This is a genomic window from Kitasatospora sp. A2-31, assembly GCF_022288725.1.
GTDB lineage: Bacteria > Actinomycetota > Actinomycetes > Streptomycetales > Streptomycetaceae > Kitasatospora.
Genome location: NZ_JAKNTA010000011.1, coordinates 82493 through 103905, shown reverse-complemented (window position 1 = coordinate 103905; position 21413 = coordinate 82493). Strand labels below are relative to the sequence as shown.

The window sequence follows — 21413 nt, the reverse complement described above, 5'->3', positions numbered from 1 at the left end:
CTCACCCGCCGAAATCGATGATGTCGCGGACCCCGACGGCGCGCCGCGAGGCGGGGGGCTCCTCCACGCGGGCGTCGTCGGCGATCCGGCCGTCGAAGAGGCTGACGACGCGGTCGGCGGTGCTCGCCGCCCGGGCGTCGTGGGTGACCAGCACGATGGTGGTGCCCTGTTCGTGGTAGCGGCTGAGCAGGGCGAGGACGTCGCGGGCGCTGCGGCTGTCGAGGTTCCCCGTGGGCTCGTCGTCGGCGAGGAGCAGCTCCGGCCGGTTGACCAGCGCGCGGGCCAGGGCGACCCGCTGGCGCTCACCGCCGGAGAGCTCGCCGGGCCCGGCGGCCGCCTTGTGGGCGAGGCCGAGGTCTTCGAGGAGTTCCTGGCGGCGTTCGCGGGCGGTGCGGCCGGACATGCCCGCGAGCACCGCGGTGAGTTCGATGTTGTCCGCGACGGAGAAGTCGGGGAGCAGGTTGCCGCTCTGGAAGACGATCCCGTAGTGCCGGCGGCGCAGGCGGGCCCAGGCGGACTCGCGCAGGCCGTCCACCCGGCGCCCGTCGAGCCGCAGCTCGCCCTCGTCGGGCCGCAGCAGGCCGGCGAGGAGGTGCAGCAGGGTGGACTTGCCGGCGCCCGAAGGGCCGGTGACGGCGACGAACTCGCCCCGGTCGATCCGCAGGCTGACGCCGCGGACCGCCGGTATCAGGGTCGAGCCGCTCAGGTGCGAGCGCACCACGCCGTCGGCGGCCAGCAGCGGTGGTATCGGCTCCGAGCCGGTCACGTGAGCTCCTCCTGGCAACGCTCCAGCCAGTCGAGGTCGGCCTGCAGGTGCAGGACCGCGCCCTCGATCAGCAACAGCGAGGTCCGGTTGCCGCGCTCGGTGGCGGCCAGCTTGTTGAGTCCGCGCATCGTGTTGATGCAGTGCCGGCGCTGGTTGTTGATCAGCGTCAGCCGGTCGGCGAGGTCGGTGCCTTCGGCCAGGATGAGCTTCATGAAGAACTCGTCCCTGACCCGGGGCCCCTCCGTGGGCGCCTCGAACCAGCCGGCGAGTTCCTCGGTGCCCTTCTCCGTGATCTCGTAGACCTTCTTGTCCGGCCTGCCCTCCTGCGTCACCTCGGTGCCGCGGATCAGTCCGGACTTCTCCAGTCGGCTCAGGGTCACGTAGATCTGGCCGATGTTCGGCTGAGGGTACGCCGCGCCGAAGGTCTGCTCAAGCCCCTGCTTGAGCTCGTACCCGTAGGCGGGCTGCCGGGCCAGCAGCGCCAGCAGCTGATGGCGCACCGGGCGTCACCTCTTCCTTCTCGTTCCTGCTCGCTGGTTACACCTCGGTCACACAGTACGGGCAGACGGGTCCCCACCAGCAGGGAGGCCGTATAAAGGGACGTGCGTCGGCCCCCACCCGTGCCGGCGGATCGAAGGAGCTCCATGGACAACCGGCCGCCCACCGGTCCCGACGCGGGCCGACGGCGCGTGGTGCGCGCCCTGGCGGGCGGGGCGGCGGTGCTCGCGGCCGGGGGCGCGTCCGCCTGGTACGGCCTGGTCGGCGGTGCGCGTGCGGCGGGTGACCCGGAGGGCGTCGGGCCGGTCACGCTGGCCACCGGCCGGGACACCACCCGCTACCTGCGCGGGCTGCTGGCCGACTGGAACGCCGAGCACCCGGACCAGCCCGCCGAGCTGGTCGAGCTGCCCGAGGCGGCCGACGAGGTGCACGCCCAGCTCGCCGGCGAGCTGTCGGCCGGCGGAAGCCGCTTCGACGTGCTCAACCTCGACGTAGTGTGGACGGCCGAGTTCGCGGCCAGGCGGTGGACCGTGCCGCTGGACGAGTCGGACTTCGCGCTGGACAGCTTCCTGCCGCCGGTCGTGCGGACCGGACGTTACGACGGCCGGCTGTACGCGGTGCCGTTCGTCGCCAACGCCGCCCTGCTGTACTACCGGAGCGACGTGCTGGCCGCCGCCGGTGAGCAGCCGCCCACCACCTGGGCGGAACTGGCGCGGCAGGCACGGACGCTGGCCCCCGCGCACGGGCTGTCCGGCTACGCGGGCCAGCTGAGCCCCTACGAGGGACTCGCCGTCAACGCGCTGGAGGCCATCCGTTCGGCCGGAGGGGACCTGCTGGCCAGCGACGGAACCGTGGTGGTCGACAGCCCGCAGGCCCTGGCCGGGCTGGAGTTCCTGGCCGGGGGCGTGCGCGACGGCTGGATCCCGCCCGAGGTGCTCGGCTACCAGGAGGAGGAGTCCCGCGCGGCCTTCGGCCGGGGCGGCCTGCTCTTCCTGCGGAACTGGCCGTACGTCTACCACGCGGTCGGCGGCGCCGGGTCCCCCGTGGAGGGGCGGTTCGGCGTGGTGCCGCTGCCCGGCCCGAACGGGCCCGGCAGCGGTGTGCTGGGCGGCTCGGGCCTGGCGGTCAGCCGGTTCTCCCGACGTCAGCGCACCGCCCGGGCACTGATCGGCTACCTGACCAGCCGCCGGGCGCAGTACCGCGTGCTGACCGACGGCGGCCTGCCGCCGGTCTGGGCCGACCTCTACGCGGACCCGGACCTGACGGCCCGGTTCCCGTACCTGCCCGTGCTGCGCACCGCGATCCTGGCGGCCCGGGGCGCGCCCCGGCGTGCCGCAGTACCAGCAGCTGAGCCTCGCGTTCAGCGAGGCGGCGTTCGAGGTCGTGTCGGGCCGTCGGACCGCCGAGGCCGCGCTGCCCCGCCTCGCCGCCGAGCTGCGCGCCATCGTCGGCTGAGTCGACGCCGACGACGACCGGGGGCGGTTCGTCCCCCTGCCTCGCGAGTCCGCTACCTACCGGTACCTAACGTGTATCTATCGTCGAGCGGGCGTCCCGTCGCGTAACTCCTGGGAAACGCCATCAAACAAGGGCTTAACAGTGCCGCCATCTGCCTGCTATACCTAACGCGAATGCATAACCGTTGGAGTAGCGAATGCCCCACCCCACCCTCCCCGACGGCGACGCGGTCACCCTGCCGCGCGCTCGTTCGCACGCCCCCACCACCGTCCCCACCACCGCCCCCGCCGCCCGTGCCTGGTGGCGCGACGCCGTGATCTACCAGATCTACGTGCGCAGCTTCCGCGACACCGACGGCGACGGCGTCGGCGACCTCGCCGGCGTCCGGGAACAGCTGCACCACGTGCGGCAGCTGGGCGCCGACGGCGTCTGGCTCAACCCGTTCTACGTCTCACCCCAGCACGACCACGGCTACGACATCGCCGACCACTGCGCCGTCGACCCGGTCTACGGCGACCTCGCCGAGTTCGACCGCCTGGTGACGGACTGCCGGCTGCTCGGCCTCAAGCTGGTCCTGGACGTCGTCCCCAACCACTGCTCACGTGAGCACCCGTGGTTCCAGAAGGCGCTGGCCAACGGCCCCGGCAGCCCCGAGCGGGCGCGGTTCCACTTCGCCGACGGGCGCGGCGAGGCCGGTGAGCTGCCGCCCAACAACTGGCGGGCCATGTTCGGCGGCCCGGCCTGGACCAGGGCCACCGAGGCCGACGGCCGGGCCGGCCAGTGGTACCTCCACCTGTTCACCCCGGAGCAACCCGACTTCAACTGGCGCAATCCCGACGTCGCCGCCCACTTCGAGGAAGTGCTGCGGTTCTGGCTCGACCGCGGCGTCGACGGCTTCCGGATCGACGTCGCGGCCGGGCTGTACAAGCACCCCCAGCTGCCGGACTCGCCCGACCCGGACGTGGACGAGCGCACCCGCGACTCGGTCAACCCGCTGGCCTGGAACCAGCCGGAGGTCCACGAGGTCTGGCGCCGGTGGCGCGCGATCTGCGAGGAGTACACCGTCCGCGACGGCCGGCAGCGGCTGCTCGTCGGTGAGGCGTCCGTGCCCACGCCGGCCGAACAGGCGCTGTACGTGCGCCCCGACGAACTGCACCAGGCGTTCTTCTTCCACCTGCTGCACGCGCCGTGGGACCTCGCGCACTTCCACCGGGTCATCGACGACGCCGTGCGGGACATCACCGCCACCGGGTCGACGGTCACCTGGGTGCTCAACAACCATGACCAGGTCCGCACGGTGAGCCGGTTCGCGGGGGAGGACCCCGCCTCCGGTCCCGCCCGGGCCACGGCCGCCGCCCTCCTGATGCTGGCGCTGCCCGGAGCCGCCTACATCTACCAGGGCGAGGAGTTCGGACTGCCCGAAGTCCTCGACCTGCCGGACGAGTCGATCACCGACCCGATCTTCCGCCGCACGGGCAGCCGGACCGGGATCCGCGACGGCTGCCGGATACCGCTGCCCTGGTCGGGCGCCGAGGCCCCGTTCGGCTTCAGCCCGCCGGACAGCCCGGCCGCGCCGTGGCTGCCGCAGCCGGCCTCGTTCGCCGCCCACACGGCCGAGCGGCAGCGGGCCGACGCCGGATCGGTGTTCCACCTGTACCGTGCCGCGCTCCAACTGCGCCGTGAACTCCCGCAGCTCGGCGAAGGCACGCTGCGGTGGCTCGAGACCCCGCCCGGCGTCCTCGCTTTCGTCAGGGGCGAGGGCCTGGTGTGTGCCGTCAACTTCGGCGACACCCCCGCACCGGCCCCCGTCGTCGGCCCGCCCCTGCTGGCCAGCGGCCCGTGCGACGACGGCGTCCTGCCGCCCGCAACGGCCGCCTGGTGGGTCAAGACCACAGCAGCCGAATCCATCTGACTACCCGTCACGTCCTGAAGCCCCCACCCGCCTCACGGAAGAAGACTCGACGATGAGACTCCGTAACGCTCTTCCCGCCCTGACCGCCTCCGTCGTGCTGGCCGCCACCGCCACCGCCTGCGGCAGCGGGGGAGGCGGCGGCGCCGCCGACTCCGCCACCCAGGAACTCAAGGGACAGACCCTGACCGTCGCCGCCGTGTGGAGCGGTACCGAGCAGGAGAACTTCAAGAAGGTGCTGGACGCCTTCACCGCGAAGACCGGCGCCACCGTCAGCTACACCTCCACCGGCGACAACCTCTCCACCGTCGTCGGCAGCAAGATCGAGGGCGGCGACCCGATGGACGTGGTCATGGTCGCGCAGCCCGGCGTGATCAAGCAGTTCGCCGAGAAGGGCTGGCTGGCGCCGCTCTCGCCCGCCGTCACCGATGCCGCGAAGAGGGACTACGCCAGCGTCTGGTCCGGCCTCGGCACCGTCGGCGGCACCCAGTACGGCCTCTACTTCAAGGCCGCCGACAAGTCGACCGTCTGGTACAGCCCCACCGCCTTCCAGAACGCCGGCGTCCAGCCCCCGACCACCTTCGACGACCTGCTGAAGGCCGGGCGGACGCTCTCCGACTCCGGCACCCCCGCCTTCTCGATCGGCGGCCAGGCCGGCTGGACCCTCACCGACTGGTTCGAGAACGTCTACCTCTCCCAGGCCGGACCCGAGCTCTACGACAAGCTCACCCGGCACGAGATCCCGTGGACCGACCCGTCGGTCCTCAAGGCCCTGACCACCCTCGGCAAGGTCTTCGGCGACAGGCAACTCGTCGCCGGCGGCGGGCAGGGCGCCCTGCAGACCGACTTCCCGACCTCCGTCCAGCAGGTCTTCGGAGCACAGCCCAAGGCCGCCATGACCCACGAGGGCGACTTCGTCGGCGGCGTCATCGCCTCGGAGCTGAAGAAGCAGGTCGGCACCGACGCCAAGGTGTTCCCCTTCCCCGCCGTGGACGGCGGCAAGGCACCGGTGATGGGCGCCGGCGACGCGGCGGTCGTCCTCAAGGGCGCCAAGCACCCCGGGGCCGCGCAGAAGTTCGTCGAGTTCCTGGCCGGCCCCGAGGCGGCGACCGTCTGGGCCAAGGCCGGCGGATTCATCTCGCCCAACAAGGCCGTCGACCCCTCGGTCTACCCCGACGACACCACCCGGCAGTTCGCCAAGTCGGTGATCGACGCCGGCGACGCCTTCCGCTTCGACATGTCGGACCAGGCCCCCGCCGCGTTCGGCGGCACCGCGGGCCAGGGCGAGTGGAAGGACCTCCAGGACTTCCTCGCCAACCCCTCCGACGTCCACGGCGCCGCGGCCAGGCTCGAAGCCGACGCCGCCAAGGCCTACAAGGGCTGATCCACCATGTCTCTGCGCTCACCCCGCAGCGGCCGGGCATCCGGTGGCGCCCTCCGGCGCCACCGGGGCCTCGCCCTGCTCTTCGTCCTGCCCGCGCTGCTGCTGCTCGGCGCCCTCGTCGTCTACCCCATCGGCTACTCGGTGGTCCGCAGCCTCTTCGACGCCTCCGGCCACCGCTTCGTCGGACTCGACAACTACGGCACCGCCTTTACCGACCACGCCACCCTCACCGCCGTGCGCAACAATGCGATCTGGGTCGCCGTCGCCCCGGCCCTGGTGACCGCCGTCGGCCTGGTGTTCGCGGTGCTCACCGAGAAGATCCGCTGGGCCACCGCGTTCAAACTGCTCGTCTTCATGCCGATGGCGATCTCCTTCCTCGCCGCCGGGATCATCTTCCGAACGGTGTACGACGCGGACCCGCAGCGGGGCGTGCTCAACGCCGCCGCGGTCGCCGTCCACGACACCTTCGACGACCGGCCGACCTACCCGGGCGCCCACCCGCGCCCCGGCGGCGGCCTCGACCAGGCCCAGGGCGGCGACGTCACGGCACCCGCCGGCACGCGCGTCGTGCTGCTGCCGCTGGTCGGCGTGCAGCCCGGCGCGCTGCCGGCCAACGCCCGGACGGCCCAGGAGCCGACCGGCGGCGACGGGGTCAGCGGCACGGTGTTCGCGGACTTCGTCCCGGGCGGCGGCGGCCACCCCGGCCGGCCGGACGCAGGGAAGAAGGGCCTGCCCGGCATCACCGTCCAACTCCGGGACGGCGGAAGGACGGTCGAGACCACCACCACCGCCGCCGACGGCACCTTCCGGTTCGCCGCGGCCCCGTCCCCCACCACTTCGGTGGTCATGCCGGCAGCGAACTTCGCCGCCCCCTACCGCGGCGTCGACTGGCTCGGCCCGGCGTTCATCACCCCGGCCGTCATCGGTGCCTACATCTGGATCTGGGCCGGCTTCGCCATGGTCATCATCGCCGGAGGCCTCGCCAACCTGCCCCGGGAGACCATCGAGGCGGCCAGGATCGACGGCGCCGGCGAATGGCAGATCCTCCGCCGCATCACCGTGCCCCAACTCGCCCCGGTCCTCGGCGTCGTGTTCATCACCATGGTCATCAACGTGATGAAGATCTTCGACCTCGTGTACATCATCGCGCCAGGGCCGGTGCAGCAGGACGCGAGCGTGCTCGCGCTCCGGCTCTACCTGGTCTCCTTCGGCGGCGGCAACGACCAGGGCCTCGGCAGCGCACTCAGCGTCCTGCTGCTGCTCCTCGTCGTCCCGGTGATGCTCCTCAACGTCCGACGCTTCCGAGGGAGCCGCGCATGACCACCACCCGGACGGCCCCGTCCGCCACCACCACGACCGTGCCCGCACCGGCGTCCGCCCGCCGACCCGCCCTCCCGGTCACGACCCGGCTCGCCGCCCTCACCCGGAGCGGCCTCGTCCAGGCCGTGCTCATCACCGCGGCCGTCGCCTGGCTGGTGCCCACCGTCGGCCTCCTGATCTCCTCGCTGCGCCCCAAACAGGTCGCCGCCACCGGAGGCTGGTGGACGGCACTCACCGAGCCCGCCCAGCTCACGCTGCAGAACTACACCGCGCTGCTCGGCGGCGGCGAGGTCCCCGAGGCGCTGTGGAACACCGTGCTCATCAGCGTCCCGGCGACCCTGCTGACCGTCGCCCTCGCCGCGGGCGCCGGCTACGCCTTCGCCTGGATGCGGTTCCCGGGCCGGGACGCCGTCTTCCTCGGCGTGGTCGGACTGCTGGTCGTCCCCGTCCAGGTCGGGCTCATCCCGGTCGCCAAACTCGAGGGCGCCGTCGGGCTGTTCGGCACCATCCCCGGCGTCGTGCTGTTCCACGTCGGCTACGGGCTGCCGTTCGCCGTGTTCCTGATGCGCAACCACTTCCTGGAGATCCCGGCCGAACTCCTGGAGGCGGCGCGGATGGACGGCTGCGGGGAGTGGCGGATCTTCCGCGCCCTCGCGCTGCCGCTCGCCGCACCGGCCGTCGCCTCGCTGTGCATCTTCCAGTTCCTCTGGGTCTGGAACGACATGCTGGTCGCGCTGATCTTCGCCGGCAACGACTCGCAGCCGCTGACCGTCTACCTGCAGTCCCAGATGCGGCAGTTCGGCAGCAACATGGACATCCTCGCACCCGGGGCGTTCCTGTCCCTCCTGGTCCCGGTGGCGGTGTTCCTCTGCTTCCAGCGGTTCTTCATCCAGGGAGCGATGGCCGGATCCGTGAAGTGAGACCGGCGGGCGCGGATCAGCGACGGACGGCCTCCCGGCCGGGCGTGCCCGGGGTCGGGCACGCTCACCGGTGCCCTGGGGAACCTGCGGTGGCCGAGGGAGGGTCGGGGGATGTGCCCGAAAGTGCACTTGTCGGCCGGGCCGCTTGGCCCGGTGGTTCGGCAGGTGGTCGAATCGCTTCGTGCGTCCGGGCCGGTCGGCCCGGACGGCGTCCGTTCCGGAAACTCGTCCACCCGGGAGAGACATGTCCCTGCTGTCCGACCACCGCAAGACCGTTGTCGGCGTCGTGGCTCTCACCACGCTCGCCATCTCCTGCGGCTGGGCCACCGCCGGCAGCTCCGCGGCCGCGACGGGCAAGGTCCTGTGGACCCCGAGCACCGGCAAGGGCCCGTCCTCCTTCGCCGCCGTGCAGTGCGCGCCGGGCGGCTTCGGCGTCGTGAAGGACTCCGCCAAGGGCAGCGTGTGGCGGGCGTTCCAGGCCGCGGGCGAGGAGCGCTGCGAGGTGCTGAGCCCCGACCTGAAGCAGGGCGACACCTTCTACCTCGGCTGGTCGTCCAAGGTGGACATCAAGGACGCGAACAGCCGCTACGTCTTCCAGCTCAAGTGCTCGCCGAGCACCGACACGGCGAACCACCCGATCGAGATCGACGCGACGGCCGGGCGCATCCGCCTCCAGGAGTGGGACACCGACCACGTCGCGCACACGCTGTGGACCGCGCCGACCGCCGGCAACCAGTGGCACTCGTACGCGCTGAAGATCCGGCTCGGCCGCACCGACGGCACCATCGACTTCTGGTTCGACGGCGTGAAGCAGACCTTCACCACCGGTTCCGGCACCTTCAAGGGCACCACCTGGGATGGCGACCGCAACTACCTCAAGTGGGGCTCGTACCACCCCTCCTCGGGGGACGCGACCAACACCTTCACCAGCCCGGTCATGGCGACCACCCTGGAGGCGGCCACCGCCGGCTCGTGAGACGCGGCCGACCGACGGACCGGCCGGTGGCGGCACCCGTCTGCTCGACCCTGACCTCCTCCGGGACGGCGACCGACCCGCCCGGCCCTCGGCCCGGCCCTCGGCGTCGCCCCTGGCCACCCCCGACGCGAACACCTCGCGCGGCGCGACGCCCTGACCCGCGCCCCTGACCCGCGCCCCTGACCCGAGACCCTGGGCAGCCGGCCCGGCAGCCGGCCCGGTGGCGCCGGCCCCGCGAAGGGCCGCTCCTCCCGACCCCACCCGGGAGGAGCGGCCCTCGCCGGTGAGCGGCGGCAGGCCCCTTGGCGGGTTGCCCGGGGAATCTTGTATGGTGCTTGGCGAATCATCCAGAGGGGTGGAGGGACCGGCCCTACGAAGCCCCGGCAACTCCCCGGTCGACTCGGCGTCCGAAGTACGCGCCGCGCCGTCCGGGATCAGTGCCAACTCCGGCCTGCCGCCAATGTGGCGCGGGAAAGATGAGGAGACACGGTGCTCTCAGTGCTGTCCTTCGCCCGGGCGCTTCCCGCCCAGGTCCTTCCGCGTACCCGTCTCGTGCCCGGCGCAGGCAATCGGCCGACTTCTCCGGCCTGCCCTCGCTGACCACCCCCCGGCTCCCCACGGGGAGCGTCCGCGAGTGAAGCCCTGCTGCCGCTCGCGGGATCTGAGACGGAGTACCCATCCATGGAGAACACGAGCGGCGTCGGCGTGCTCGACAAGGTCACCTCGATCCTCGGCACCCTGGAGGCCGGTCCCGCCACCCTGGCCGGACTCGTCACCGCCACCGGCCTGGCGCGCCCCACCGCCCACCGGCTCGCCGTCGCACTCGAACAGCACCGACTGGTCGCGCGGGACCTGCAGGGCCGGTTCATGCTGGGCCCGCGACTCACCGAGCTCTCGGCGGCCGCCGGGGAGGACCGCCTGCTGGCAGCCGCCGGACCGGTCCTCACCCACCTGCGCGACGTCACCGGCGAGAGCGCCCAGCTCTACCGCCGACAGGGCGAGATCCGGATCTGCGTGGCCGCCGTCGAGCGCCTCTCAGGGCTGCGCGACACCGTTCCCGTGGGAGTCACCCTCCCCATGAAGGTCGGCTCCGCAGCCCAGATCCTGCTCGCGTGGGAGGAGCCCGAGCGACTCCACCGCGGGCTGCAGGGCGCCCGTTTCACCGCGACCGCCCTCAGCGGCGTCCGCCGCCGCGGCTGGGCCCAGTCCATCGGTGAACGCGAGCCCGGGGTCGCCTCCGTCTCCGCACCCGTCCGCGGCCCGGCCAACCGGGTGGTGGCCGCCGTCTCGGTCTCCGGCCCGATCGAACGGCTCACCCGCCACCCCGGCGCGCACCTCTCCCAGTCCGTGGTCGAGGCGGCCGCCCGCCTCACCGAGGCCCTGTGCCACTCCTGATCGGCCGGCACCTTCGTCACGCCGCCGCTCCTCGCCGGGCGCTGGGACGGGCAAGTTTGTTTCCTGCGCTGAGTAGGAGTAATCTCGCCCAGTCGCTCGGCAGGGAGCACCGGACACGCATCGGCGCGGACGGTCCCGGGGCGGCCGATCCCTTGAAACACCACTCCTTCCCTTTCGGCTGGGTCGCGTCTCGTCGCGCTCCTGTTCGGAACGGGTCTATTCGGTGTGTGCGTTTATCGGATTGTCGCCGGATTCGCTTTTCGAAGCACAGGTCGGCTAGAGTTTGGAACGTCGGACGGGGCGAACAGCCACAGAAGACACCGGCGAGTTGGATGAACGAAGCCCCGGAAACGGAGCGGAAAACGTCTGATAAGCTCGGAACACGAAAGAACGAAGCGCCCGGAGGGTCGGTGTGAAAGCCGCCTGAAGGAAGTGTCCGTTCCTTGAGAACTCAACAGCGTGCCAAAAGTCAACGCCAGATATGTTGACATCCCCGGCCTCAGATTCTCTGGGGTTGGAGATTCCTTTTGAAATAACACAGCGAGGACGCAGTGCGCGGGGCCGCCCTATTCCGGTGGTTGCCGTGCCGCTCAACGCGAGTGTGAACCGGCCCTGTTCAATGTCGGGGCCGAGTAATCATTCACGGAGAGTTTGATCCTGGCTCAGGACGAACGCTGGCGGCGTGCTTAACACATGCAAGTCGAACGGTGAAGCCCTTCGGGGCGGATCAGTGGCGAACGGGTGAGTAACACGTGGGCAATCTGCCCTGCACTCTGGGACAAGCCCTGGAAACGGGGTCTAATACCGGATATGACCTTCCTCCGCATGGGGGTTGGTGGAAAGCTCCGGCGGTGCAGGATGAGCCCGCGGCCTATCAGCACAATGGGCGAAAGCCTGATGCAGCGACGCCGCGTGAGGGATGACGGCCTTCGGGTTGTAAACCTCTTTCAGCAGGGAAGAAGCGCAAGTGACGGTACCTGCAGAAGGTTGGGAACTAGGTGTTGGCGACATTCCACGTCGTCGGTGCCGCAGCTAACGCATTAAGTTCCCCGCCTGGGGAGTACGGCCGCAAGGCTAAAATCAAGCCGCCGATCTGGGGTTGGAGATTCCTTTTGAAATAACACAGCGAGGACGCAGTGCGCGGGGCCGCCCTATTCCGGTGGTTGCCGTGCCGCTCAACGCGAGTGTGAACCGGCCCTGTTCAATGTCGGGGCCGAGTAATCATTCACGGAGAGTTTGATTGGTGGGACAAGCCCTGGAAACGGGGTCTAATACCGGATATGACCTTCCTCCGCATGGGGGTTGGTGGAAAGCTCCGGCGGTGCAGGATGAGCCCGCGGCCTATCAGCTTGTTGGTGGGGTAATGGCCTACCAAGGCGACGACGGGTAGCCGGCCTGAGAGGGCGACCGGCCACACTGGGACTGAGACACGGCCCAGACTCCTACGGATGCCGCGAGGCGGAGCGAATCCCAAAAAGCCGGCCTCAGTTCGGATTGGGGTCTGCAACTCGACCCCATGAAGTTGGAGTTGCTAGTAATCGCAGATCAGCATGCTGCGGTGAATACGTTCCCGGGCCTTGTACACACCGCCCGTCACGTCACGAAAGTCGGTAACACCCGAAGCCGGTGGCCTAACCCGTAAGGGGAGGAGCCGTCGAAGGTGGGACCAGCGATTGGGACGAAGTCGTAACAAGGTAGCCGTACCGGAAGGTGCGGCTGGATCACCTCCTTTCTAAGGAGCAAGATGCCGGTTGCAGGCGAGTGTCCTGCACGGTTGCTCATGGGTGGAACGTTGACTATTCGGCACAGTTCAGACGATGTCTCCTAGTACTGCTTCGGCGTGGAAGAGAGTTCATGGTGTGGGTGTGTCGGGCACGTTGTTGGGTCCTGAGGGAACGGCCGTAAGGCTGTTGCTTCAGAGTCGCCGGTCCCATGCTTGTTCAGGTGGGTGACTGGTCGTTGTTTGAGAACTGCACAGTGGACGCGAGCATCTGTGGCCAAGTTTTTAAGGGCGCACGGTGGATGCCTTGGCACCAGGAACCGATGAAGGACGTGGGAGGCCGCGATAGGCCCCGGGGAGCTGTCAACCGAGCTTTGATCCGGGGGTGTCCGAATGGGGAAACCCGGCAGTCGTCATGGGCTGTCACCCGCTGCTGAACACATAGGCAGTGTGGAGGGAACGCGGGGAAGTGAAACATCTCAGTACCCGCAGGAAGAGAAAACAACCGTGATTCCGGGAGTAGTGGCGAGCGAAACCGGATGAGGCTAAACCGTATTGGTGTGAGACCCGGCAGGGGTTGCCAATACGGGGTTGTGGGAATGAGCTTCAGTCGTCTGCCGGCGGCTGGGCGAGTCAGAAACCGTATGGATAGTCGAAGGACATGCGAAAGGTCCGGCGTAGAGGGTAAGACCCCCGTAGGCGAAATCTGTACGGCTTGCTTGCTCATCTCCCAAGTAGCACGGGGCCCGAGAAATCCCGTGTGAATCTGGCGGGACCACCCGCTAAGCCTAAATATTCCCTGGTGACCGATAGCGGATAGTACCGTGAGGGAATGGTGAAAAGTACCGCGGGAGCGGAGTGAAATAGTACCTGAAACCGTGTGCCTACAAGCCGTGGGAGCGTCGTCAGTGGGCTTGCCGGAGGTAGAGCACTGGATAGGCGATGGGCCTCACCGGGTTACTGACCTTAGCCAAACTCCGAATGCCGGTAAGTGAGAGCGTGGCAGTGAGACTGTGGGGGATAAGCTCCATGGTCGAGAGGGAAACAGCCCAGAACACCGACTAAGGTCCCTAAGCGTGTGCTAAGTGGGAAAGGATGTGGAGTCGCAGAGACAACCAGGAGGTTGGCTTAGAAGCAGCCACCCTTGAAAGAGTGCGTAATAGCTCACTGGTCAAGTGATTCCGCGCCGACAATGTAGCGGGGCTCAAGCACACCACCGAAGTCGTGTCATTGCAGCATGAAGGGCTAACGCCTGCTGTGATGGGTAGGGGAGCGTCGTGTGCCGGGTGAAGCGGCGGTGGAAACCAGTCGTGGACGGTATACGAGTGAGAATGCAGGCATGAGTAGCGATACAAGAGTGGGAAACTCTTGCGCCGATTGACCAAGGGTTCCTGGGTCAAGCTGATCTGCCCAGGGTAAGTCGGGACCTAAGGCGAGGCCGACAGGCGTAGTCGATGGACAACGGGTTGATATTCCCGTACCCGCTTTGAAGCGCCAACGCTGAACCAGGTGATGCTAAGGCCGTGAAGCCGGCCCGGAGTCTTCGGACGATGGGACGTGGTGGAGCCGCTGAACCAAGCCTGTAGTAGGTGAGCGATGGGGTGACGCAGGAAGGTAGTCCAGCCCGGGCGGTGGTTGTCCCGGGGTAAGGGTGTAGGCCGTGAGGTAGGCAAATCCGCCTCACATTAAGGCTGAGACCTGATGCCGAGCCGATTGTGGTGAAGTGGATGATCCTATGCTGTCGAGAAAAGCCTCTAGCGAGTTTCATGGCGGCCCGTACCCCAAACCGACTCAGGTGGTCAGGTAGAGAATACCGAGGCGTTCGGGTGAACTATGGTTAAGGAACTCGGCAAAATGCCCCCGTAACTTCGGGAGAAGGGGGGCCATTCCTGGTGACGAGTCTTGCACTCCGAGCTGGGGGTGGCCGCAGAGACCAGCGAGAAGCGACTGTTTACTAAAAACACAGGTCCGTGCGAAGCCGTAAGGCGATGTATACGGACTGACGCCTGCCCGGTGCTGGAACGTTAAGGGGACCGGTTAGCTAGAGTTCGCTCTGGCGAAGCTGAGAACTTAAGCGCCAGTAAACGGCGGTGGTAACTATAACCATCCTAAGGTAGCGAAATTCCTTGTCGGGTAAGTTCCGACCTGCACGAATGGCGTAACGACTTCTCGACTGTCTCAACCATAGGCCCGGTGAAATTGCATTACGAGTAAAGATGCTCGTTTCGCGCAGCAGGACGGAAAGACGTGGGGTTGACCGGTACTAATAGGCCGAGGGCTTGTCCTCAGTTGCTCGCGTCCACTGTGTTGTTCTGAAACAACGACCCCCACCGCTCTGGCGGGTGGGTGGCGGATAGTTTCATAGTGTTTCGGTGGTCATAGCGTGAGGGAAACGCCCGGTTACATTCCGAACCCGGAAGCTAAGCCTCACAGCGCCGATGGTACTGCAGGGGGGACCCTGTGGGAGAGTAGGACGCCGCCGAACAATTCTTCTGAAGAACCCCCGATCCATTTCCTGGATCGGGGGTTCTTCGCATTTCGGAGGCGTTCGTACCGACCTGGCCGACGGCCCGGCCCCACCACGGCCGCCGCCTGCATCGGCCGGACGACGACGGCTCCGGAGCGTGCACGTGCGTGCCGGGCGGGTGGTTGCCGTGCGTGGTCACCTCCGGCCGTATGTCCCGCTCACCTCGGGCAGGGGACCATGGGTGTATGGCCAGAGACACGGGCCCCGTCACCCGGCCGCCTCTGCGCCGGCCGGGTGGCCGTCGTGGGCGGCAAGAGCCACGCGCAGTTACGGAAGAGCCTTCGGCGTACCGCCTGCGGTCGATGATGAACATCCGCAGCGTCGCCGGGCAGATGTTCGTCCTGCAGGTGTTGATCGTGCTGTTGCTCGTGGTGGCAGCCGTCGTCGCGCTGTTGATCCAGTCCCGCAGCGACCGGTACGACGCCGCCCGGGACCGCTCGCTCGCCGCCGCCCAGGCCTTCGCCCACAGCCCCGGGCTGGTGGACGCGATGCGGGGCCCCGATCCGAGCGCCGTGCTCCAGCCGCTGACGGAGGCGGCCCGCAAGGACGCCCACGTCGACTTCATCGTGGTGACCGACCGGAACGGCATCCGTTACACCCACCCCCAGCCCGAGCAGATCGGCAAGCAGTTCGTCGGCACCATCGGACCGTCGCTGAACGGCGCGGTCACCGTCGAACAGGTGCACGGCCCGCTCGGTCTGGAGTACCAGGTGGTGGTCCCGGTGGAGGACGCCGACGGTTCGGTCGTGGGCATCGTGTCGTCCGGGATGAAGGTCGCCAACGTTAGCAGCGCGGTCAACCGGCAGCTGCCGGTCGTCCTGGGCGCGGGCACCGTCGCGCTCGGCCTGGCCACGGCCGGTACGGCGCTGGTGGGCAGACGTCTCCTGCGGCAGACCCACGGTCTGGGGCCGGAGGAGATGACCAGGATGTACGAGCACCACGATGCGGTGCTGCACGCGGTGCGCGAGGGCGTGGTCATCGTCGGTGGCGACGGACGGGTCCGGCTCGCCAACGACGAGGCCCGTCGGCTGCTCGACCTGCCCGCCGACGTGGAGGGGCATGCCGTCACCGGTCTCGGCCTCGCGCCCCGGACGGCCCAACTGCTGGTCGCCGGCCGCGCGGTCAGCGATGAGGTGCTCCCGGTCGGTGAGCGTCTGCTGGCCGTCAACACCCGCCCCACCGACAGCGGCGGCGGTCCGCCCGGCAGCGTCACCACTCTGCGCGACTCGACCGAACTGCTCGCCCTCGCGGGGAAGGCGGAGGTCGCGCGGGGCCGGCTCAGACTGCTGTACGACGCGAGCATGTCCATCGGCACCACCCTGGACGTCCGGCGCACCGCCGAGGAGCTCGCGCAGGTGGCCACCCGGGAGTTCTGCGACTACGCCACGGTCGACCTCGCCCAGGAGGTCCTGCGGGGCGAGGAGCCGCCGGTCCTCACGGTCGGTGCCCCGGTGGAGCTGGAGCGGGTGGCGGTCACGGGCGTCCGCGACGACTCGCCGCTGTACCCCCAGGGGGAACTGGTCAGGTGGGCGGGGAGCACTCCGCACGCGGCGGGGTTCGTCAGCGGGCGTTCCGCGCTGGTCCGCGAGGTGGCGGCCGACGCCGGGTGGCGCAAGCAGGACGCCGAGCGCACGCGGGCGGTCATGGACTTCGGCCTGGTGTCGCTGGTCGCCGTCCCGCTGACGGCACGGGGCGTGCTGATGGGTGTCGCCTGCTACTGGCGCGGCCGGGACAAGGAGCCGTTCGACGAGGACGACCTCTCCCTGGGCGAGGAGCTGGCCGCCCGGGCCGCCGTGTCGATCGACAACGCCCGCCGCTTCACGCGCGAGCACACCATGGCCGTGACCCTGCAGCACAGCCTGCTCCCGCGCGGGCTTCCCGAGCAGAGTGCACTGGACGTCGCCTACCGCTACCTGCCCGCCCAGGCGGGGGTCGGTGGTGACTGGTTCGACGTCATCCCGCTGTCGGGCACCCGGGTGGCACTCGTCGTGGGCGACGTCGTCGGCCACGGCCTCCACGCGGCCGCGACCATGGGCAGGCTGCGCACCGCGGTGCAGAACTTCTCGACCCTCGACCTGCCGCCGGACGAGCTCCTGGGCCACCTGGACGACCTGGTCACCCACATCGACCAGGAGGCGGCCGCGGTCGAGGGGTCGCTCGCGATCACCGGCGCCACCTGTCTCTACGCCATCTACGACCCCACCACCGCCACCTGCGTCCTGGCCCGGGCCGGGCACCCCCCGCCCGCCCTCGTCCGCCCGGACGGCACGGCGGAGCTGCTGGACCTTCCCGCCGGTCCGCCGCTGGGCCTGGGCGGGATGCCGTTCGAGGCCTTGGAGGTGCGGCTAGAGCCGGGCAGCAGCCTGGTCCTCTACACCGACGGCCTGATCGAGGACCGCACCCGTGATCTCGGGGTCGGCCTGGACGTGCTCACCGCCTCGCTGGCCCGGCCCGACCTCTCGCCGCAGGAGGCCTGCGACGCGGTGATCGACGCCCTGCTGCCCGCCCGCCAGACCGACGACATCGCGCTCCTCGTCGCCCGCACCCGGGTGCTGGAGCCCGGCCGGACCGCCGTGTGGGAGGTGGCGAAGACCCCCGCGGCCGTGGGCCGGGCCCGGGCCGACGCCACCCGGCAGCTCACCGAGTGGGGCCTGGACGAGGCCGTGTTCGTCACCGAGCTGGTGCTCAGCGAGCTGGTGACCAACGCCATCCGGTACGCGACCGGTCCGATCACGATGCGGCTGCTCTACGACCGCACGCTGATCTGCGAGGTCTCGGACACCAGCAGCACCGCCCCGCACCTGCGCTACGCGGTCGCCGACGACGAGGGTGGCCGCGGCCTGTTCCTCGTGGCGCGGCTCGCCGAACGCTGGGGCGTCCGCTACACCCCGCAGGGGAAGATCATCTGGGCCGAGCAGTTCCTCGAACCGGGCGCAGGGACGGCGTGGCCGCTCGACGAGGCGGCCTGGCCCCTCGACGAGGCCGCCTGGCCAGTGGACGAGTAGGACGACAGGACGAGGGACGAGTAGGACGAGGGACGGGCGGTCGGCGGGCCGCGGCGGGTGCCTCCCCGGCCGGCCGGGGCTCAGCGGCGCGCGCGGCGCGCCCGGAGGTACTCGCGGCCGAGCAGCCGGAGCGCGGCGGGCTTGGAGGGGCCGGCCGAGCGGAGCAGCAGGGCGGGGATGTCCGCGCGGGCGGCGGCGCTGGTCAACTCGTCCAGGCCGATCAGGCAGCGGACCATGGGTCGGTGGGCCGGCGGCACGAGCGCGGCCACGGCGCGGCCCTCCGCGAGGGTGCGGTCGACGAGATCGAGCTGCTCGGTGATCATCGCCCGGACGGCCGGGAGGTCGCGGGCCTGCTCCAGGTCGGCGCGGCTGACCCCGTGCCGGTCGAGGGTCTGCGCGGGGATCGTCAGGCGGCCGTCGGCCAGGTCCTCGGCGAGGTCGCTGACGAAGTCGAGCCGCTGGCCGGCGTCGATGAAGGTGCGGCAGGCGGCCCGGTAGGCCGCCTGGTCGCCGTCCGGGCCCAGCAGGGTGGCGACGACCATGAACGCGGGCAGCGAGTAGGCGTCCACGTAGCGCTGGTAGTCGGCCTCGGTGGCGAATCCGGCGAAGTCGAGGTCGGCGAGGGCCCCGGCAAGGTGTTCCGGTGCGCGCTCGCGCAGGGCGGGGTGCGCGGCGACGGTGTTCAGCAGCGGACGCAATTCGGGGTTGTCGGTGCCACCGGTGGCGAGGCCGTGGGCGACCTCCTCCTCCCAGCGCGCGTACGCGGCCCTCCGCCCGTCGAGCGGGCCGCTGTCGAGCAGGCCGTCGGTGCGGTGCATGAAGGCGGTGGCCGCGATCACGTGCGGCACGAGCGGCGCCGGCAGGAGGAGCCGTGCGGCGAGCACGGCCTCCCGCTTGTACTCCGTGACCTGTCGGCGCTGCCGGCTGTAGTCCTCGCGCAGTCCGGGGTCGGTGATCCCCGCCGCGTCCAGAGCGCTCTCCCAGCTGCCCATTCGCGTTCGCCCTCTCCCTGGTTGGTGCCACCCCGAGCCTAGACGGCGGGTGATCACCGTCCGGGGGGAGGTGTGCGGTCCGGGGACCGGGCACCGGGCCCGCCGCGCGGCGGGCCCGGTGGTGCTCCGGACAGGGGTCGGCGGTCGGCCTCAGTGGGGGGAGAGGACCAGGCGGCGGGTGTCGTTGCGGTAGCCGAGGCGGTCGAAGGCCGCGGCCATCGGGGCGTTGACGAGGTCGGTGTCCGCGCGGACGCGTTCGGGTGCGGTCTCGGCGGCGAGGATCCGGGTGATCTCGGCGAGGATGTCGTCGCCGTACCGGCGGCCGCGGTGTTCGGGGACGACGCCGAGGTAGCCGACGACGGGGAAGGCGTGGTTGCGGGAGGGGATGCCGAAGCCGACCGGTTCGCCGTCGGGCGTGCGGGCGATGCGCCACCAGGAGCGGTCGCCGAGCATGGTGTCGCGGTAGAAGGCGACGTCGGCGCGGGCCTGGGCCTCGGCGCCGAGGCGTTCGGCCTCCTTGCGGGAGTCGGTGTCGAGGGTGCCCACCAGGACCCGGCGGAACAGGTCGACGAAGACCTCGTCGTCGGGCTCGGGCTGGAGGAGGAGACGGCCGGACGGCTCCGGGAGGCCGGCCGGGGGCGTCCACTCGTAGCGCAGGCGTTCCAGGCCCACCGGGAGGCCGGCGCGCCGGGCCGCCTCGCGGCGCCAGGCCACGGCGGCGACCGTCTCCGGGCGGTCGCGCCAGTCGCCGGGGAGGACGAGGTGGTACTCGGGGGCGGCGTCGGCGCCGGCCCCGGCGTAGGCCGTGTGGGCGGCGGTGAGCAGCTGCGCGGCCAGGTCGGTGCGGTCGGCGGCGGACCGCACCGAGTCGTGGACGAACACGGCGTCGAGGGCGTCGGGCAGGTCGCCGTCCGGGTCGCCCCACCAGACGGCCAGTGCGAGCGGGGGGCCGCCGGGGGCGTCTTCGGCGACCCACGTCCAGTCCGTGCGGTACTCGCCGTCGGCGAGGCGCGTCCGGTAGGTGTCGGCCGTCAGGCCGGTGGCCGGGTCGGGCACGATCAGCGGGAGGACCCGGTCGAGGTCGGACGGGGTGGTGGGGCGGACGGTCACAGTGGCTCCGCATCGGTGGAGTTGGCGGGAATCCTGGTCAGGGCGGTTCTATCGCACCCGATCGGTTCCGGGGGCGGAAGCGCCTCGACGGTGTGGCGCCGGCCGGCCAGGCCGGTGGCGGCCAGGAGCAGGCCGGTGCAGCAGAGCAGCAGGGCGCTGCCGCGGTCCCGGTCGGTGCCGAGGAGGCGGCCGAGGGTGGAGTCGAGCGGGCCGCCGGGGGACACCAGCGGCTCGCAGACCCGTGTGGCGAGCGGTCCGGCCAGCAAGTAGCCGAGCAGGGTGCCGGCCTGGGTGAACATCCGGCGCAGGGCGAAGACCCGGCCCTGCGCCTCGGCGGCCACGGCGGACTGCCAGAGCACCTGGGCGCAGCTGGTCACCACCGGCAGGCCGAGGAAGAACGTGAAGGCGGCCGACGCCAGTGCGGCGGGGCGCGGGTGGAGGCCCGCGGCCAGGACGGCGCCGCCGCTGAGGACGGTGGCCGACGTGACCCAGGCGAGCGGCCGGCGCGGCCCGGACCAGATCGACATGGCGACACTGCCGGCCGCCAGCCCGAGGCCTCCGGCGGTGCTGACCATGGCGACCGCGGCGTTCCGGCCGTCGGCCGGGGCGCCGGCCAGCACCAGGGGCAGCAGCAGGGCCGTGGCGGCGGCCTCGGCCGCATTGAGCACGGTCACCACGCGGAGCAGGTGCCGCAGACCCGGTTGGCCGGTGAGCAGCCGCCGGCCCTCCGCCAACTCGGCGCGCCAGCCGCGGCGTTGCCTCAGGTCGGTGGCGTGCGCGGGTGGGCGTGGGCGGTCCTGGTGTCCGGTGGGCTCGGGGAAGCGGGCGACCAGCAGGGTGAGCAGCCCGAGTGCGAACGAGACGACGTCGGTCAGCAGGACGGCGCGCAGCCCGCCCGCGCCGAGCAGGACGGCGGCGAGCATCGGGCCGAGCAACTGGGCCCCGGCCAGGGCGGTCTGGGTCATCGCCCCGGCCCGGCCGCGCTGCTCGGGCCGGACCACGCCGGTGACGGCGGCGGCGAGCGCGGGCCACTGGAAGGCGGCGCAGCACGACTCCACGACGGTGGTCGCGTACACCTGCCAGACGGCCAGGTGCCCGGTGGCCTCGGCGGCGGCCATCGCCACGGCGGCGAGCATGGCCGCAGCGTCCGCGCAGAGCAGGACGGTCCGGCGGCGGTGGCGGTCCACGAGGACGCCGGCGGCCGGGGCGGCCAGCATGCCCGGAGCGAATCCGAGCAGCAGGCCGGTGGCGAACTGGGTGACGGACCCGGTCTGTTGGTAGATCCACAGGCCGAGGGCGAAGCCGGAGATGCTGGAGCCGAGGGCGGTGAGCAGCCGGCCGGTCCAGATGAGGAGGAAGGTGGTCACGGCACCTCCGGAGGAGGCGGGGGAGGGGCGAGGGAAGGGCTCATGTCAGGGCTCCGCTACGGGGGGCGA

General features: G+C 70.6%; 13 protein-coding genes, 3 rRNA genes and 1 riboswitch. Of the genes, 11 read left to right on the top strand and 5 right to left on the bottom strand.

The features are described from left to right. Window position 1 precedes the first annotated feature (1 nt). Window positions 2-766, bottom strand: coding sequence for an ABC transporter ATP-binding protein (locus MCM47_RS27735; RefSeq protein ID WP_238864453.1), 765 nt, complete (start codon window positions 764-766; stop codon window positions 2-4). Then, window positions 763-1266 (bottom strand): PadR family transcriptional regulator, encoded by a 504-nt coding sequence (locus MCM47_RS27730; RefSeq protein ID WP_238864452.1) that lies wholly within the window; start codon window positions 1264-1266, stop codon window positions 763-765. The genes MCM47_RS27735 and MCM47_RS27730 overlap by 4 nt, the downstream gene beginning before the upstream one ends. 144 nt (window positions 1267-1410) lie before the next feature. Between MCM47_RS27730 and MCM47_RS27725 the strand changes: the two genes are divergently transcribed. From MCM47_RS27725 to MCM47_RS27680, 11 genes are all read left to right on the top strand, one after another. Then, entirely contained in the window at window positions 1411-2826 is a 1416-nt protein-coding gene (locus MCM47_RS27725; protein ID WP_238864451.1) for an ABC transporter substrate-binding protein, read from the top strand. A gap of 89 nt (window positions 2827-2915) precedes the next feature. Continuing rightward, window positions 2916-4631 carry an alpha-amylase family glycosyl hydrolase gene (locus MCM47_RS27720; RefSeq protein WP_238864450.1) on the top strand — a complete coding sequence of 572 codons (1716 nt, stop codon included), beginning with the start codon at window positions 2916-2918 and terminating at the stop codon, window positions 4629-4631. Window positions 4632-4683: 52 nt separating this feature from the next. Continuing rightward, window positions 4684-6012, top strand: a complete 1329-nt coding sequence (locus MCM47_RS27715; RefSeq protein WP_238864449.1) for an ABC transporter substrate-binding protein — start codon at window positions 4684-4686, stop codon at window positions 6010-6012. A 6-nt stretch (window positions 6013-6018) separates the two neighbouring features. Then, window positions 6019-7332 (top strand): ABC transporter permease subunit, encoded by a 1314-nt coding sequence (locus MCM47_RS27710; protein WP_238864448.1) that lies wholly within the window; start codon window positions 6019-6021, stop codon window positions 7330-7332. After that, the gene (locus MCM47_RS27705) at window positions 7329-8252 is read left to right on the top strand and encodes a carbohydrate ABC transporter permease (RefSeq protein WP_238864447.1); all 924 of its coding nucleotides are present in this window, start codon (window positions 7329-7331) and stop codon (window positions 8250-8252) included. Before MCM47_RS27710 ends, MCM47_RS27705 begins: the two co-directional genes overlap by 4 nt. 244 nt (window positions 8253-8496) lie before the next feature. Further along, complete coding sequence (locus MCM47_RS27700; protein WP_238864446.1) at window positions 8497-9228, top strand: heparin lyase I family protein; 732 nt, start codon at window positions 8497-8499, stop codon at window positions 9226-9228. Window positions 9229-9568: 340 nt separating this feature from the next. Continuing rightward, window positions 9569-9711: riboswitch (SAM riboswitch) on the top strand. A 198-nt stretch (window positions 9712-9909) separates the two neighbouring features. Continuing rightward, window positions 9910-10623, top strand: a complete 714-nt coding sequence (locus tag MCM47_RS27695) for an IclR family transcriptional regulator (RefSeq protein WP_238864445.1) — start codon at window positions 9910-9912, stop codon at window positions 10621-10623. Between the two features lie 639 nt (window positions 10624-11262). Continuing rightward, a 16S ribosomal RNA gene (locus MCM47_RS44100) occupies window positions 11263-12355 on the top strand. Window positions 12356-12618: 263 nt separating this feature from the next. Beyond that, a 23S ribosomal RNA gene (locus MCM47_RS27690) occupies window positions 12619-14658 on the top strand. A 53-nt stretch (window positions 14659-14711) separates the two neighbouring features. After that, a 5S ribosomal RNA gene (rrf, locus tag MCM47_RS27685) occupies window positions 14712-14828 on the top strand. The 16S, 23S and 5S rRNA genes sit together here, the layout of an rRNA operon. Before the next feature lie 344 nt (window positions 14829-15172). Further along, a complete protein-coding gene (locus tag MCM47_RS27680; protein WP_238864444.1) occupies window positions 15173-17875 on the top strand; it encodes a SpoIIE family protein phosphatase/ATP-binding protein in 2703 nt (900 codons plus the stop codon). Window positions 17876-17955: 80 nt separating this feature from the next. Here MCM47_RS27680 and MCM47_RS27675 read toward each other — a convergent pair whose 3' ends face one another. The 3 genes from MCM47_RS27675 to MCM47_RS27665 all read right to left on the bottom strand — a co-directional run bounded on the left by MCM47_RS27675 (window position 17956) and on the right by MCM47_RS27665 (window position 21344). Continuing rightward, the gene (locus MCM47_RS27675) at window positions 17956-18867 is read right to left on the bottom strand and encodes a squalene/phytoene synthase family protein (protein WP_238864443.1); all 912 of its coding nucleotides are present in this window, start codon (window positions 18865-18867) and stop codon (window positions 17956-17958) included. 150 nt (window positions 18868-19017) lie between these two features. Further along, complete coding sequence (locus tag MCM47_RS27670) at window positions 19018-19977, bottom strand: GNAT family N-acetyltransferase (RefSeq protein ID WP_238864442.1); 960 nt, start codon at window positions 19975-19977, stop codon at window positions 19018-19020. Next, window positions 19974-21344 carry an MFS transporter gene (locus MCM47_RS27665; protein WP_238864441.1) on the bottom strand — a complete coding sequence of 457 codons (1371 nt, stop codon included), beginning with the start codon at window positions 21342-21344 and terminating at the stop codon, window positions 19974-19976. Before MCM47_RS27665 ends, MCM47_RS27670 begins: the two co-directional genes overlap by 4 nt. Window positions 21345-21413 lie beyond the last annotated feature (69 nt).

Bases quoted from the DNA above. Each gene is read 5' to 3' on its own strand.
- MCM47_RS27695 (WP_238864445.1), top strand. From the start codon at position 9,910: ATGGAGAACACGAGCGGCGTCGGCGTGCTCGACAAGGTCACCTCGATC.
- MCM47_RS27720 (WP_238864450.1), top strand. From the start codon at position 2,916: ATGCCCCACCCCACCCTCCCCGACGGCGACGCGGTCACCCTGCCGCGC.
- MCM47_RS27705 (WP_238864447.1), top strand. From the start codon at position 7,329: ATGACCACCACCCGGACGGCCCCGTCCGCCACCACCACGACCGTGCCC.
- MCM47_RS27725 (WP_238864451.1), top strand. From the start codon at position 1,411: ATGGACAACCGGCCGCCCACCGGTCCCGACGCGGGCCGACGGCGCGTG.
- MCM47_RS27710 (WP_238864448.1), top strand. From the start codon at position 6,019: ATGTCTCTGCGCTCACCCCGCAGCGGCCGGGCATCCGGTGGCGCCCTC.
- MCM47_RS27700 (WP_238864446.1), top strand. From the start codon at position 8,497: ATGTCCCTGCTGTCCGACCACCGCAAGACCGTTGTCGGCGTCGTGGCT.
- MCM47_RS27680 (WP_238864444.1), top strand. From the start codon at position 15,173: ATGATGAACATCCGCAGCGTCGCCGGGCAGATGTTCGTCCTGCAGGTG.
- MCM47_RS27675 (WP_238864443.1), bottom strand. From the start codon at position 18,867: ATGGGCAGCTGGGAGAGCGCTCTGGACGCGGCGGGGATCACCGACCCC.
- MCM47_RS27715 (WP_238864449.1), top strand. From the start codon at position 4,684: ATGAGACTCCGTAACGCTCTTCCCGCCCTGACCGCCTCCGTCGTGCTG.